This window comes from Aeromonas sp. S18(2024), assembly GCF_041402525.1.
GTDB classification, from domain to species: Bacteria; Pseudomonadota; Gammaproteobacteria; order Enterobacterales; family Aeromonadaceae; genus Aeromonas; species Aeromonas enteropelogenes.
Map to the genome: position 1 here is coordinate 205561 of NZ_JBGLQV010000004.1, position 14519 is coordinate 220079.

The 14519-nt window shown below is 61.5% G+C and carries 8 protein-coding genes and 2 tRNA genes; 6 read left to right on the forward strand and 4 right to left on the reverse strand.

Annotated elements, in window-relative coordinates:
* Nucleotides 1-325 precede the first annotated feature (325 nt).
* Nucleotides 326-2101, forward strand: a complete 1776-nt coding sequence (locus ACB034_RS09440) for an autotransporter assembly complex family protein (RefSeq protein ID WP_371172683.1) — start codon at nucleotides 326-328, stop codon at nucleotides 2099-2101.
* Complete coding sequence (locus tag ACB034_RS09445; protein ID WP_371172684.1) at nucleotides 2098-5871, forward strand: translocation/assembly module TamB domain-containing protein; 3774 nt, start codon at nucleotides 2098-2100, stop codon at nucleotides 5869-5871. Before ACB034_RS09440 ends, ACB034_RS09445 begins: the two co-directional genes overlap by 4 nt.
* 138 nt (nucleotides 5872-6009) lie before the next feature.
* On the opposite strand, the gene ACB034_RS09450 is transcribed toward ACB034_RS09445, so the two are convergent.
* Nucleotides 6010-6094 (reverse strand) — tRNA-Tyr (locus tag ACB034_RS09450).
* Nucleotides 6095-6128: 34 nt separating this feature from the next.
* Nucleotides 6129-6213, reverse strand: a tRNA-Tyr gene (locus tag ACB034_RS09455).
* Nucleotides 6214-6337: 124 nt separating this feature from the next.
* Between ACB034_RS09455 and ACB034_RS09460 the strand changes: the two genes are divergently transcribed.
* Nucleotides 6338-6847 (forward strand): VC2046/SO_2500 family protein, encoded by a 510-nt coding sequence (locus ACB034_RS09460; protein ID WP_371172685.1) that lies wholly within the window; start codon nucleotides 6338-6340, stop codon nucleotides 6845-6847.
* 130 nt (nucleotides 6848-6977) lie between these two features.
* Here ACB034_RS09460 and hpf read toward each other — a convergent pair whose 3' ends face one another.
* Nucleotides 6978-7316, reverse strand: coding sequence for a ribosome hibernation-promoting factor, HPF/YfiA family (gene hpf, locus ACB034_RS09465; protein ID WP_026456769.1), 339 nt, complete (start codon nucleotides 7314-7316; stop codon nucleotides 6978-6980).
* Nucleotides 7317-7698: 382 nt separating this feature from the next.
* On the opposite strand from hpf, the gene ACB034_RS09470 reads away from it, so the two are divergent.
* From ACB034_RS09470 to ACB034_RS09480, 3 genes are all read left to right on the forward strand, one after another.
* On the forward strand, nucleotides 7699-10200 hold the full coding sequence (locus tag ACB034_RS09470; protein WP_371172686.1) for a putative bifunctional diguanylate cyclase/phosphodiesterase: 2502 nt from the start codon (nucleotides 7699-7701) through the stop codon (nucleotides 10198-10200).
* A 99-nt stretch (nucleotides 10201-10299) separates the two neighbouring features.
* Nucleotides 10300-12201: a transglycosylase SLT domain-containing protein gene (locus ACB034_RS09475; RefSeq protein ID WP_371172687.1), complete on the forward strand. Its 1902-nt coding sequence runs from the start codon at nucleotides 10300-10302 to the stop codon at nucleotides 12199-12201.
* Nucleotides 12202-12369: 168 nt separating this feature from the next.
* Nucleotides 12370-13368, forward strand: a complete 999-nt coding sequence (locus ACB034_RS09480; protein WP_201940169.1) for a LacI family DNA-binding transcriptional regulator — start codon at nucleotides 12370-12372, stop codon at nucleotides 13366-13368.
* Between the two features lie 83 nt (nucleotides 13369-13451).
* Here ACB034_RS09480 and ACB034_RS09485 read toward each other — a convergent pair whose 3' ends face one another.
* On the reverse strand, nucleotides 13452-14519 hold the full coding sequence (locus ACB034_RS09485) for a 3-deoxy-7-phosphoheptulonate synthase (protein WP_371172688.1): 1068 nt from the start codon (nucleotides 14517-14519) through the stop codon (nucleotides 13452-13454).

Below are 14519 nucleotides of genomic sequence, written 5' to 3' on the forward strand. Positions count from 1 at the left end.
CGCGCTGTTCGACGTGGACCGGGAGTGATGGAGATTTTTCCGGTTTCAGATGGCTAGCGCTATTTTGGGTCGGCGAGCGAGGCCAAAGGGGGCACCTGGCTGCGCAATTTGTGGCCAACATCTTAAAATCTATGGCGAATTTGCCAGGCCGGCGGCTCTGTCGTTGGCGAAAGCCTATGTTAGGATAGGGTTCGCCATATGTTGGTGCGCTCTTGGTCCGACCCCGTGCATGACTGCGTTCCCCGCTTGGCGGGCGAGTGGCTGCAGCGGGCTGTGCCTGTGTGCGTCTTTATATTCGTTACCCAACTTTCAGGAATATCGACCTTTGACCGGATGCAATCCATCCCTGCCGGCAGGGCGTTTACTCTCCGGCTCCGCCTGTCGCCGCGGCCTGCTGATCCTGGCGCTGGGCCTGTTTCTGTCGCTCCTGGCGGCGCCAGCGCTGGCGGCCAAGCTCACCTATCAGGTCAAGGGAGTGAAAGGGGACAACAAGGACAACGTTGAAGCTTATCTCAACGCCCTGCCCGTCTATCAGGAGCGCCAGTATCGTCCTGCCCGCCCCAAGATCATCGAGAGCGTGCAAAAGGCGCTGCAGGTGTATGGCTACTACGAGCCCAAGATCTCCCTCAGCCGCGACGAGAAGAAGCCATCTCGGGTCATTGTCACCATCGACAAGGGGGAGCCGGTCATTGTCTCCCGTCTCGACGTCTTGCTGGAAGGGGATGCCAGCAGTGACGAGCGCTATAGCGAGCTGCTGGATCAGTTGCCCCTGAAAGAGGGGGAGCCCCTCAACCATGCCAAATATGAATCCATCAAGGCCGATCTCGGCAGCCTGGGGCTGGCGCGCGGCTATTTCGACGCCAAGCTGAGCAAGAGCCAGGTCAGGGTGTTTCCCGACAAGGGCACGGCGGAGATCTTCATCCTGTTCCAGTCCGGTCATCGCTACCGTTTTGGCGATATCCGCTATGACGCCACCCCCGAGGCGCTAAAGCTGATCAAGCCGCTCATCACCATCAAGGATGACGAACCCTATCTGGCCATCCGCCTGGCCGAGATGTCCCAGGATATCTCCTCCACCAAGCTGTTCCGTCAGGTGGATATCAAGCCCCAGATCAGCGAGGCGACCGATTACCGGGTGCCCATCTCGGTGACCCTGGCCAACCGGGTCGATCACGAAATCGAAGCCGGTCTGGGCTATGCCACCGACGTGGGGCCGCGGATGAGCGCGACCTGGGAGAAGCCCTGGGTCAACCGTTACGGCCACCGCCTGTTTGCCACCGCCAAGGTGTCGGCGCCGGAGGCGGAGCTCAGCTTCGACTACCAGATCCCGGTGGGCAACCCGCTGCGGGACTACTACTCCATCCAGAGTGGCTACCAGTACAAGGACAACAACGACACCCGCTCCGATCTCACCACCATAGGGGTGCACCGTTGGACCCGGCGGCCGGAGAGCTGGGATCGCGACGTCTTCATCCGCCTGGAGAACGAGGTCTATACCCAGGGCATGGACGAGGGGAACAGCTTGCTGGTGATCCCCGGCGTCTCCTGGTCGCGGCTGCGGGTGCGGGGCGGCCTGGTGCCGGACTGGGGGGATCGCCAGCAGCTCACCCTGGAGTTTTCCGATCCCACCTGGGGATCCGACATCAGCTTCGTGCGGATATGGGGCCGCAGCAAGTGGCTGCGCACCCTGGGCGAGGATCATCGCTTCCTGATGCGGGCCGAGCAGGGGGCCATCATAGGGGACAGCTTCTCCCTGGTGCCGCCATCCCTGCGCTTCTTCACCGGTGGCGATCAGACGGTACGCGGGTTTGACTATGAAACCATCTCCCCGACCGGGCCGGATGGCAAGCTGACCGGGGGCCGTTATACCAGCGTGGCCAGCCTGGAGTACAACTACCGCTTCAGCGAGAAGTGGCTGGGGGCTCTGTTCGTGGATGGCGGTACCGCCACCGTCGATTACAGCGAGCCGTGGAAAATCGGCACCGGGATCGGGGTGCGCTGGGTTACCCCCATCGGTCAGGTCAGACTCGATCTGGCGGTCGGGGTATCGGAAGAGGATAAGCCCGTGCGGCTGCATTTCGCCTTGGGGCCTGAATTATGATCTGGGTAAAGCGTCTTTTTCTCTGGCTGATGGGCCTCGTTTTTCTGCTGCTCATCGGCGTCAGCCTGCTGGGCTTCACCCATCAGGGCAACAAGTGGCTGTGGCAACAGGCTAAGGGCGCTCTCCCTTCCCTCAAGGGTGAGCTGGTGGCGGGCCAGCTCGGTTATGGCTGGACCCTGGAAGGGGTCGGCTGGCAGGATGAGCTGGTGGATGTTTCGGTCGATCGCGCCGTGCTGGACTGGGATCTTGGCAAGCTCCTGCAGGGCAAGCTCTGGATAAAATCCCTGGTGGTCATCCATCCGGTGGTGAAGGTCGCCGACTCCGAACCCGCGCCGCCAGAGCCCTCCGAACCTTTCGCCTGGCAACCACTGCCCCTCAAAATCCAGGTAGACACCCTGCAGGTGGCCGATCTCGATCTGGCCGTGCCCGGTGTGGCCGTGACCCTGGGATCGCTGGATATCGGCGCGACCCTCGATCGCAAGGGGCTGATAGTGCGCGGCCCCGTGCTGGATGGCTTGAGCGTCACCCTGGCTGACACGCCGTCAGCCAAAGCGGCGGCCGAAGAGAATGCCAAGGCCGGGAAAACGGCTCAGGGCCAGGCTCAGGATAAGGCGAGCGAGACAACCAACAGCGAGTCAACTCAGGCTGATAAAGCTGCACCCATCGAGCTGCCCGCCATTTCCCTGCCATTTCCCGTCCAGCTGGAAGGGGTGAGTCTGACCCGTTTTCGTTATCAGCAGGGCGATCTGATCGAAGCCGTCGACAAGCTGCACCTCTCGGCCGGCGCCGAGGATGATCGCATCGAACTGCGCGAGCTTTCGCTGCGCCACGCCATGGCCGATCTGGTCCTCAAGGGGAATATTCGCCTGGGCGATGATTATCCGCTGGATCTGACCCTGGATGCCAAGGCGCGCAAGGGCTTGCTCGATGGCGAGCTTAAAGGGGAGCAGGCCACCCTGGCCCTGAGCGGGTCGGTCGGTAAGCTGGATCTGGCGTTGCAGGCCAAGGGGCCGGTAGCCGCCAGCCTCAAGGGGTCGCTGGCAGCCCTTGACCCGGATCTGCCGTTTGATCTGGTGCTCGACTGGAAGAGCCTCGGCTGGCCCTTGCACAAGCCGGCCAAGGATGAGCCGAATTACCGGCTGGACAAGGGGAGCCTGACCGCCAAGGGCAAGCTCTCCGGCTATCAGTTTGCCCTCAAGACGTCGGGCAAGGGGACGGATGTGCCCCCGTTCAAGATTGCCCTCAATGGCAAGGGGGATCTCGAACAGCTGAGCAAACTGGCCCTGCGGCTCGAGGCTCTCAAGGGGGAGTTGACCCTGGATGGCAAGCTGGCCTGGCAAAAGGGAGTCCACTGGCAAGGGAACACCCGCTTCAAGGGGATCAATCCGGCCGAGCTGGTGCCGGATCTCAAGGGCACCCTGGGCGGGGAGATTGAGAGCCGTTTCGTGATGAACGAAGCGGGCAGCTGGGAGCTGAACCTGCCCACCCTCAGGGTGGATGGCAAGCTCAACCAGTATCCGCTGGCCATCAAGGGTGAGGCGAGCGGCAATGACAAGATGGAGTGGCGCATTCCCGGGCTGTCGCTGCAAAGCGGCCCCAACCGGTTGCAGGCCAAGGGGCAGATCAGCCAGCAGGTGTGGCAACTGGTGGCCGATCTCGATGCTCCCAATCTGGCGGGGCTCTACCCCGGCCTGAAGGGGGATATCAAGGGGCAGGTGCGCCTGGGGGGCAATCAGCAGGCGCCGCGGGTGACCACTGAGCTTTTGGCCAATCGCCTCTATTATGCGGGCACCAACATCAAGGGGATCGCCATCAAGGGCAATGCCCTGGTGGGTGACAAGCCTGCGGGTGAGCTGGCGCTCACCGTGGCCAGCCTGACCCAGGGAGAGACCAAGCTAAGCCAGCTGGCGCTGGCCCTCGACGGGGATCTGGCGCGCCATCAGCTCACCCTGACGATGAAGGGCGATCCGGTGGCCGCCAATCTCAAGCTGGGTGGCGGCGTGCGCGGGGATCACTGGCGCGGGACCCTCTCCGAGCTCAAGCTCAAGACTCCCTTGCGGCGCTGGAGCCTGACCAACCCCTGGGCCCTCGATCTCGATCTGCCGCGCCAGCGCTTGGCGATGGGGGATCTCTGTCTTGACTCCCAGGGGGCCAACCTCTGCATCAAGGGCAGCCAGGTATCGGCCGAGCAGGGGGCGTTGGAGTTTGCCCTCAACGGGTTTGATCTCAAACGGCTGCGCCCCTGGCTGCCGGACAACTTCCGCTGGCAGGCGGAGCTCTCCGCCGATGGTCGTGCCAGCTGGCGCGGTAGCCAACCGACCCTGCATGCGGTGGTGCGCACCACGCCGGGTTCCTTCGTGGCTGACGACATCAAGACCGATTATCAGCAGTTGGCGCTGGCCGTGGAGTTCGAGCGCCAGCAGGCGGCGATCCGCCTCGACTTCGCCTCGCAGCAGATCGGCAATATCGATACCGACCTGCTGATCAGGGAGCCCGCAGGTCGCGGCCAGCTCGGGGGCCAGCTCAAGTTTGACGATCTCAAGCTCGACACCTTTGCCCCCCTCATTCCCGAGGTGCGCTCCCTGCAAGGGGTGATCTCCGCCAATGCCCGCTTCGAGGGAACCCTGGCATCCCCCCTGCTGTTCGGTCAGCTCAATCTGCTTGATGGCGAAGTGCAGACTCACTCCGATATGGTGACCCTCTCCAAACTGGTGACCCGCCTCAAGATCGAGGGCAACCGCGCCGAGCTGGATGGCTCCATGCTGGTGGGCAAGGGGCCGCTGGCCCTCGGCGGCTGGCTCAGCTGGGCCAAGATGCCGGTGAGTGGCAGCCTGACCATCCAGGGGGATGAGCTGGAGGCGCAATACCCGGGCATGGGCCGGGTGCGGGTCTCCCCGGACATTGCCATTTCGTTGGGGGAGGAGACCCGCATCACCGGCAAGGTGGATATTCCCTGGGCGCGGATCCTGGTCAAGAGTCTGCCGGACTCGGCGGTCGCCGTCTCCGATGACGTGACCGTGGTGTACGACGATCTGCCGCCACCGCCTCCCCAGGCCAGCCTGCCACTGCTGATGAAGGTGGCGATCCGGCTCGGGGACGACGTGAAACTGGAGGCGATGGGGCTCAAGACCAATGTCTCCGGCGGGCTCAATATCAATCAGGATCCGGGCAAGCCACTGGCGGGCAACGGCCAGCTGGTGCTGACCGACGGCCGCTTCAAGGCCTATGGCCAGAACCTCATCATCAAGGAGGGACGGATCATCTTCTCCGGTCCCCTCGATCGCCCCTTCCTCAATATCGAGGCCTATCGTGACCCGGATACCATAGAGGATCAGGTGACGGTCGGGGTACGGGTGACGGGGCCGGCCACCAAGCCGGAGATCAAGGTCTATTCCGAACCCCAGATGGCCCAGTCCGAACAGCTCTCCTATCTGTTGCGCGGCAAGGGGCTGCAGACGGGCGGCGAGGATGGCGGCTTCAACGGCCTGCTGGTGGCCGGCGCGGTCAGCCAGGCCAACGGCGTGGTGTCGAGCATCGGAGAGGCGCTGGGGATGAGTGATGTCTCCCTCGATACCGCCGGCAGTGGCGACGACACCCAGGTGACTCTCTCCGCCTATTTGTTGCCCGGTTTGCAGTTTCAGTACGGGGTGGGGGTATTCAGCCCGATCGCCGAGTTCAAGCTGCGCTACGAGGTGCTGCCGCGACTCTATCTGCAGGCCATGAGTGGGGTCGCCCAGGCGGTGGATGTCTTCTATCGCTTCACCCTCTAACGGGAGCGACCGTGACTGACGAAACGGGAGGCGCTGGCCTCCCGTTTTTTTATTCTGATGGAGGGCGAGGGGAGATCGGCCTGACATATGGTGGGCCGGAAAAGCGAAAACCCGGCCAAGGCCGGGTTTTCTGAATGATGGTGGAGGGAGAAGGATTCGAACCTTCGAAGGCAGAGCCGTCAGATTTACAGTCTGATCCCTTTGGCCGCTCGGGAACCCCTCCACGGGGTATTGCAAACAGATTGTGGCACTTGAAATGGTGGAGGGAGAAGGATTCGAACCTTCGAAGGCAGAGCCGTCAGATTTACAGTCTGATCCCTTTGGCCACTCGGGAACCCCTCCACAAGTGCGAGGCGCATACTAACAGATCTTCCGCTTTTGTGAACCCCCAAGCGGGATTTTTCCATTAAAAGAATCGGATTGATGGCCGATAAGAAATGAAATCGCCATTTTCAAGAGTTATGCCATGCTACCCCGCTCAATCCGTGATCACCTGCTCGTCGATGAGGGCCAGTTGGGGCAACGTCTCAACCTGGATCTGCAGCATGGCGATCGGGCGGATTTTCGGCTGCACCTGGCGTTGCTCACCGACTCGGTGGAGGAGCAGCCCTGGTTTGACGCCAAGCCGGCCGCTGCGCCGGATGAGCGGGACTGGCGTGCCCATTTCGGGTTGCGCCCGGCAGAAGCCTTGATGGCAGAAGAGGCGACCAGCGACAGCTGTGCCCTCAACGAGCGGTTGCAGCAGGGGGGCAGCATGGTGGATGTGCGGCTGTGGCTGGCATTGCAGCCACAGCCACTGGTGGCAAAGCAACCGCTGCTGGATGAGGCGGTCTACGACAACCTGACGCCACTCGGGCGTGAGCGGCTGAGGGGAGCACTTGCGGATGAGCCTCGTCAGGAAGACCCGCTGGTGCTGTTGCCTGTGCTGGATCGCCTGCAGCAGGGCATCGATACCCGGCTCCACTGGCTCATTTGAGCGAGACGGGTTGCATGAAGGGCGGTTCGAGTCGCCCATGTCGGTAAGCGAATGCGGGCATGCAAGCGGACATACAAAAGGCGGGATATCCCGCCTTTGTGTTGAATGACTGTGTTAACCTTGCCGGGAGTTATGCGTCGGCTTCATCCGGTTGTGGCATCTCCTTGCGTGTGCCATTGGCGCGACGGGCGATCGGTTTTTCGGTGTGGCGGTTGATTTGACGCTCCAGTTTTTGTCCCAGTTCATTGATGGCGGCGTAGAGATCCTCATGCTCTGCCTGGGCAAACAGCTTGCCGTTGGGGATGCCAGCAGTGGCTTCGACGATAAACATCAGACGCTCTTTGGACACAATCACATGGGGTGTGATGAGAGGCACCTGAAGACGCTCGAGCTTGTCAAAACGGGATTCGATGCGCTCGCGGATAGCCGGGGTGATGTCGATGATTTTGCTGGTAATTTCGATTTTCATATTGGCCCCCTTCGGGTCGTCTTGCTTGTGTCTTCACCTTCAGATTACTCATCGGTAGTATTGAAAATGTGATATTGGTCACAAAATCTCCCGCCATGTATTTAGCGATTTGTAAATTGTGAGCTTTTCCGGTTTCGTGCCAAAAATAGCTTGAGCTCCTTGAAACTGGCAGGCAGTATGACGGGAATAGGATCGTTTCTGTCCCTTCTTGGCAGCACCTTGTGTCGACTTCATTGTCCGGTTCGCCCGGTTTTCCCCGCTCGATACTGCATGTTAGCCCCCCCTCTTTGATTGTCTTTGAACTCATGAGTCGATGTGGGGAGTGGTTGTGCCCGTTCTGCCTGGACATCAAACGTGAACGATTGTTGTGTTGGAGTTGTAGATGAAGCAGCAAGCCACTCAAATCATGTGGTTTTATGATCGGCAGCATGATCAGTGGAGCCTCTCCGATCAGGGCGCCTACCAGCAGTGGCAGGGGGAGGGGAAACACCCCTGGGCAGGTTGCCTGCAGCCGGAAGATGAAGCGGGCTTTGCCGATTTTTTGGCGCGTCTGCATCAATCCACCTTGCCGGAACAGTTCATCGGCCATCTCAAGGATGAACGGGGCCTGTTCAGTCACGTGATCTGGAGTGGGCAATACGTGCCCAGCCAGCAGTTGTGCTGCGGCTGGCTGGCGCCCCTTGACGGGATGAGCGCGGCGGCCGAATCACTCAATCTCTCCCAGCCATTGCAGACCTCATTGCTGACCCGCCTGGCCCAGGCGCTTTCTGCCTGTACCGGTACCGAGTTTTTCAACACCTTGGTCAACCAGCTGACTCACATCCTCAAGGTGGATGCCGTCTGGGTGGGTGAGCTGAGCGGGGTGGACAGGATCAAGGTGCTGGCTGCCGACGGGCTGGATATCCGGGATTACCCCCTGGCGGGCACCCCGTGCCAGCAACTCTATCGGCAGGGAACCAGCTGTCAGGTGAACCTGAATGAGCTGAGCGAATGCCAGACCCCCTCCCGACCCGGACAGCGCTATTATGGCCAGCCGCTGTGCGATAGCCGGGGCCAGCTGCTGGGTCATCTGGCCCTGCTCTACTCCGCTCCCGCCGACATTGCCAACCTCGACTCTGTGCTCAACACCTTCTCGGTACGCATGGTGGCCGAGTTGGAGCGGTTGCAATCCGATGCCCAGATGCGCCTCTCCGCCGTGGCCTTTGAAACCCACGAAGGGATCATCATCACGGATCCCGGTTTCAAGGTGCTGCGGGTCAATCACGCCTTCAGCCAGATCACCGGTTTTGACAGCCAGGCCGTGCTGGGCCTGCATCTGGAAGAGGATCTCTGGCCCACCATGGGAAAACCGGGCTACGAGCTCAATACCCTGAGCCGCTGGCAGGGGGAGACCCAGCGGCGCCATGCCGATGGCCACGTCTATCCCCAGTGGGAAATCGTGACGCCGGTGCAGGATGAGAAGGGGGAGATCAGCCACTTCGTCATCTGCTTCGAGGATATCTCTGAGCGCAAGGCGGCCGAGCTGCGGATCCAGGATCTGGCCTATTACGACGAGCTGACCGGTTTGCCGAATCGGCGCCAGTTGCACGAAACCCTGGTGCAGACCTTCAACGAGGCCAGTCGCAATGGGTTGATCGGGGCTCTGCTGTTTATCGATCTCGATCACTTCAAGACCATCAACGACTCCCTCGGCCACGCCACCGGTGACTGGCTGCTCAAGGAGGTGGCGACCCGTCTCAAACGGCTGGTGCGTCAGGGGGACTGTCTCGCTCGCCTCGGGGGTGACGAGTTCGTGCTGCTGCTGCCTTCCCTCTCAGCCAGCCCGCCCCAGGCCGAGATGCAGGCCGACATCATCGCCGAGCGCCTCATCACCGAGATTGCCTCCCCTTACAGCCATGGCGGGCAGGTATTGCATATCGGCGCCAGCGTCGGCATCACCCTGTTTCCGGATCGGGAACAGGGGGTCGACGATCTGCTCAAACAGGCGGATACCGCCATGTACCAGGCCAAGTCTGCCGGGCGCAAGACGCGGCGTTTCTTCGATGCCTCCATGCAGCATCAGGCGGATCGGCGCCTGCTCATCCACAACGAGCTGCGCAACGCCCTGAACAAGAACGAGCTGACCCTCTACTATCAGCCGCAGCACCTGGTGGATGGCGGCGATCTCATCGGCATTGAAGCCCTGATCCGCTGGCAGCCGCCGGGCCGGGCCCTGGTCTCGCCCGCCGAGTTCATCCCCATTGCCGAGGAGACGGATCTCATCGTCGACATCGGCAACTGGGTGTTGCATGAGGCGTGTGTCCAGTACGTGTTGTGGGAGGAGAGTGGCATCCACATTCCCCAGATCTCGGTCAATGTGAGCGCCAAGCAGTTTCACGCCACCGATTTCGTCGAGCGGATCCACGATGTGCTGGCACAAACCGGCATGGATCCGGCCTGCCTCAACCTGGAGATCACCGAGTCGGTGGTGCTGGGCCATGCCGAGGACACCATCAGCAAGATGGCGGAGCTCAAGGCCCTTGGCATCAGCTTTGCCATCGACGATTTTGGTGCCGGCTACTCGTCCCTCAGCTATCTCAAGCGGCTGCCCGCTGACGAGCTCAAGATCGACCGCTCCTTCATCCAGGACATTCCGCGGGATGGGGACAACATGGCCATTGTCGAGGCGGTGATCGCCATGGCGCGCCACATGGGGTTCAATGTGACGGCGGAAGGGGTGGAGTCGCGCCAGCAACTTGAGTTTCTCAAGGCGCAGGGGTGTAGCTTCTACCAGGGTTACCTCGCCTCCAAGCCGTTGCCAGTACCTTATCTGGAGAAATATGTGCAGCGGCTGGCCAAACCCGAGTACCAGCGCGACGTCCACCTGGCCTGCGCGGAAAAATAGTCGTCATCCCCGCTTTCGCACCGCCCGGCTGCGGGTAGAATGGGCATTTCCGGATCCACCGCCTGCGGGCGGTGGCGTGCTTCCCAATGGAGATGTTCAGTGAAAGCTGTGTGGGGAATTCTCTTAACGACACTGTTTGCGCCAGGGATCATGGCCCAGACCCAGGATCAGAGTCTGTACCGTCAGGCCTATGATGCCGTGCGGGCCAACGATCAGGCCCGTTTTCAGCAGCTTCGCGCTCGCTTGACCCATTATCCTCTGCTGCCCTATCTCGATTACTTCCAGCTCGCCTTTCGGCCCGGGGCGGCCGATTATCAGGATGTGACCCGTTTCATCCGCCAGCATGGGGATACCCCCCAGTCCAACCGGCTGGAGCGTACCTATCTGACTTATCTGGCCCAGAGCCAGCAGTGGTCGCAGTTCCTGCGCTTCTACCCGGCCAAGCCCAAATCGACCGACCTGCTCTGCATGCACTATCAGGCGCTCTATTACACCGGCAAGACCAGGGAGGCGTTGCAGGGGGCGGGCAAGATGTGGATGAGCGGGCAATCCCGTCCCGATGCCTGTGATCCGCTGTTCACCCTCTGGCAGGGGGCTGGTCTGCGCACCCAGGATAAGATCTGGCAGCGGATGACGATGGCCTTCGAGGCGGAAAATCCCAACCTGATCCGCCATCTGGGGGCCTCCCTTGGCACCGGCCTGCAAGGGTATGGCAACCAGATGGTGACCCTGTTCGAGCAGCCAGCCAAGGCGATGAACCCCACTTACTTCAGCAACAACCCTTACTCCAGGAAGTTGTTGTCGCTGGGGCTGACCCGCTATGCCAACCAGCAGCCGGAGGCTGTGCTGCGCCAGCTCGACCTGTTTCGCAGCCGCTTTGGCCTGAGCCAGGCTGAGATCAAGCCGGTGGAGCGGGCTATCGCCCGCCGCCTGCTGCTGGATCGTTCGAGAAGCGAGCGCCAGTGGCTGGACAACATGGTCAGGTTGCTGGCCGATCCGGACATCACCGAATTGCGAGCCAGGCTCGCCATCTGGGAAGAGGATTGGCGCGGCCTCTCCGGCTGGGTGAAGATGATGCCGATGGCACACCAGAAGGAGGATCGCTGGCGCTACTGGATGGCTCGCTCGCTGGAGGTACAAGGGCAGCAGAAGCAGGCCCGCGACCTCTATCTGGAGACCGCCAATCTGCGTGGTTTCTACGGGTTTATGGCCGCCCAGCGCACTGGCGCCCCCTACCGGATGAAGAACCAGACGGTGCCGCATGTACCGGATTGGCGCAGCGCGAGCCGGCGCTGGCCCTTCCTGCTTCGGGTGCAGGAGCTCCTGGCCATGAACGAGGTGGCGGCTGCCCGCTCGGAGTGGATCCACAACCTGGATCGCAACCCGGTGGCCCAGCGCATCGAATTTGGCCACATCGCCCTCAATCGTGGCTGGCATGATCTGGCGATCCTCGCCAGCATCCGTGCCGAGGCCTGGGATGCCCTCGAGTTGCGCTTCCCCAAACCCTACAAGCAGACCTTCAGTCAGGTGGCCCGCGAGCGGGCGGTCAACATGAGCCTGCTCTATGCCATCTCCCGCCAGGAGAGCGCCCTCTACCCGCGGGCACAATCGCCGGTGGGGGCGAGGGGCCTGATGCAACTGATGCCGGCGACCGCGAAAGAGACTGCCGGCAAGATTGGGGTACCCTATCGCAGTGAGCAGCAACTGTTTGATCCTGCAATGAATATCCGCTTGGGCAGCGCCTATCTCAAACGCCTGCTGGATGTCTACGACGGCAACCGGATCCTGGCGGCGGCGGCTTACAACGCAGGCCCCGGCCGGGTGAAGCGCTGGCGTGAGCAGAGTGCCGACAAGCCGATGGACGTGTGGGTCGAAAGCATCCCCTACCGGGAGACACGCAACTATGTGCAGAACGTGTTGTCGTTCGATCTCATCTATCAGCACAAGTTTCAGCAGCCGCTGCGGTTCATGTCCGATCGCGAACTCAAGCACGGCTATTGAATGCGGGGGCCGCTGGCCCCTGCCTGTTACCCGGCGCCGGGTATCACGGCGCAAGAATTTGTTACCAAAGGAAACCTGTCAGGTGACCTGGCTCCGGGAATCGGATCCGCGAGCAGGATATACTGGGCCGTCGGTACCGACAGGTTCCCCACAATAAAGGAATGGATAGTGGCAACGATTAAAGACGTTTCTCAGCTGGCAAATGTGTCCATCTCAACCGTCTCCCGGGTGATCAACAATACGGCACAGGTCGCGCCGGAAAAGCGCGAGGCCGTGCTGGCGGCGATGAAGGAACTCAATTTTCGTCCCAACAGCTTTGCCCAGGCCCTGGTCAGCAAGCGCTCCAACTGCATTGGCGTGCTGGTCGGCGATCTCTGTGGCGGCCCCTTCTTCGCCCAGATGATGCGAGGCATTGAAGCCATGGTCGATCGGGCCAACAAGTTCACCATAGTGATGTCAGGCAACCATGACATCACCCGCGAGCGTCATGCCATTCAGGCCCTGCTGCAGCGCCAGTGTGACGCCCTGATCCTGCACAGCAAGGCGTTGCCCGATGAGGAGCTGAGCGAGCTGGCCGCCGGATCCACCCCTGTGGTCTTTATCAACCGCCAGGTGCCGGGAGCCGAAGATCGCTGCGTCTGGCTCGACAACCAGGCCGGTATCACTACGGCATGCCAGCATCTGCTGGAGGCCGGCCACCGCAAGATTGCCTTTATCACCTCGGACGATGAAGAGTTCGTCGACGGCCAGCAGCGCATGGCGGGCTACACCCAGACCCTGGCCCAGGCCGGTATCGCACTGGAACCGGCCTTGATCGGCCGTGGCTTTGCCGATGAGAACGGTGGTTATGTGGCGATGAACGAGCTGCTCTCCCGCGGGGTTGAATTTACCGCCGTGCTTGGCTTCAACGATGCCATGGTGGCGGGAGCCATCTCCTGTCTGCTGGAGCGGGGTTACAAGATCCCGCAGCAGATCTCGGTGGTGGGGTTCGACGATATTCCTTACGCCCGCTACATCTATCCCAAGCTCACCACGGTGCGTTATCCCATCGAGGAGATGGGGAGCCGTGCCGCCGAGCTGGCCCTTCGCCTGCTCGATCACAAGCCGGCCGACGGTTTGGCACTCAAGTTTGAAGCCAGGCTGGTGGAGCGCGAGTCCGTCGCCTGACGCCCGCCAAAGAGAGTAAAAATGTGGCCCCGTCGGGGCCATATTGCGCTCTGGCGCTGTACCAGGAATGCCGCCGTTTTATCTCAACTTGCCAGCGCAATCCGCCGCCGGCGTCTTGCTTCCACCCCTTCGGCCAGCATATCGAGCAGTACCAGGGTCTGTTCCCAGCCGATGCAGGCGTCGGTGATCGACTGGCCGTAGCAAAGTGGCTGACCCCTCTTGATCTCCTGACGCCCTTCACACAGGAAACTCTCCACCATCACGGCAGCGATCCCCTGGTTACCGGCTGTCAGCTGATTGGCCAGATCCTGTGCCACCCGCAGTTGACGAAGATGCTGCTTCTGGCTGTTGCCGTGGCTGCAATCGACCATCAGCCGGGGAGCAAGGTGGTGTCGTTGCAACAGTAAACAGGCTTGTTTCACGGCATCATGTTGATAGTTAGGTTGGCGGCCGCCACGCAGGATCAGGTAGCAATCCTTGTTGCCGTGGCTACGAACCAGTGTCATGCGCCCCTCACCATCCGGTTGGGTATAGAGGTGGGCAGCCCGACTGGCGAGGATCGCCTCCACGGCGACCTGGACATTGCCATCGGTACCATTCTTGAAACCGATGGGGCAGGGGAGCGCAGATGCCAGCTGGCGATGGAACTGGGATTCGGTGGTGCGCGCTCCGATGGCTCCCCAGCTGATAAGATCCCCCAGATAGAGCATGCTGGTGAGATCGAGAAACTCGGTAGCGCAAGCGAGGCCCGCTTCTCCCAGCTCCAGTAGCAGAGCGCGTGCCTGGTGCAATCCCTCCGCCAGTCGGTCGCTACCATCGAGGCAGGGATCGAAGATAAATCCCTTCCAGCCGAGGGTGGTGCGTGGTTTTTCGAAATAGGTGCGCATCACCAGCAGCAGTTGATCGCCGTAGCGTGTCTGCAGCTCGACCAGCCGAGCGCCATAGTCGCGAGCGGCGATCGGATCGTGAATGGAGCAGGGGCCAATCACCAGCAGCAGGCGATCCTCCATGCCTTGCAGGATCTGGCTGGCATGGTGGCGGTGGCAGCCGATCCGGTGGGCAAGCCGGGTGGGGCAGGGGAGCGTCGCCAGCAACTCGCCCAGAGTGGGGAGAGTGGCAAGTGGCGATGCGTTCAGTAGTGAGGGAAACAT

Excerpts from the sequence above, each read along its gene's own strand:
- ACB034_RS09445 (WP_371172684.1), top strand. The coding sequence starts at position 2,098 with ATGATCTGGGTAAAGCGTCTTTTTCTCTGGCTGATGGGCCTCGTTTTT.
- ACB034_RS09460 (WP_371172685.1), top strand. The coding sequence starts at position 6,338 with ATGCTACCCCGCTCAATCCGTGATCACCTGCTCGTCGATGAGGGCCAG.
- hpf (WP_026456769.1), bottom strand. The coding sequence starts at position 7,316 with ATGAAAATCGAAATTACCAGCAAAATCATCGACATCACCCCGGCTATC.
- ACB034_RS09470 (WP_371172686.1), top strand. The coding sequence starts at position 7,699 with ATGAAGCAGCAAGCCACTCAAATCATGTGGTTTTATGATCGGCAGCAT.
- ACB034_RS09485 (WP_371172688.1), bottom strand. The coding sequence starts at position 14,519 with ATGTTTCCCTCACTACTGAACGCATCGCCACTTGCCACTCTCCCCACT.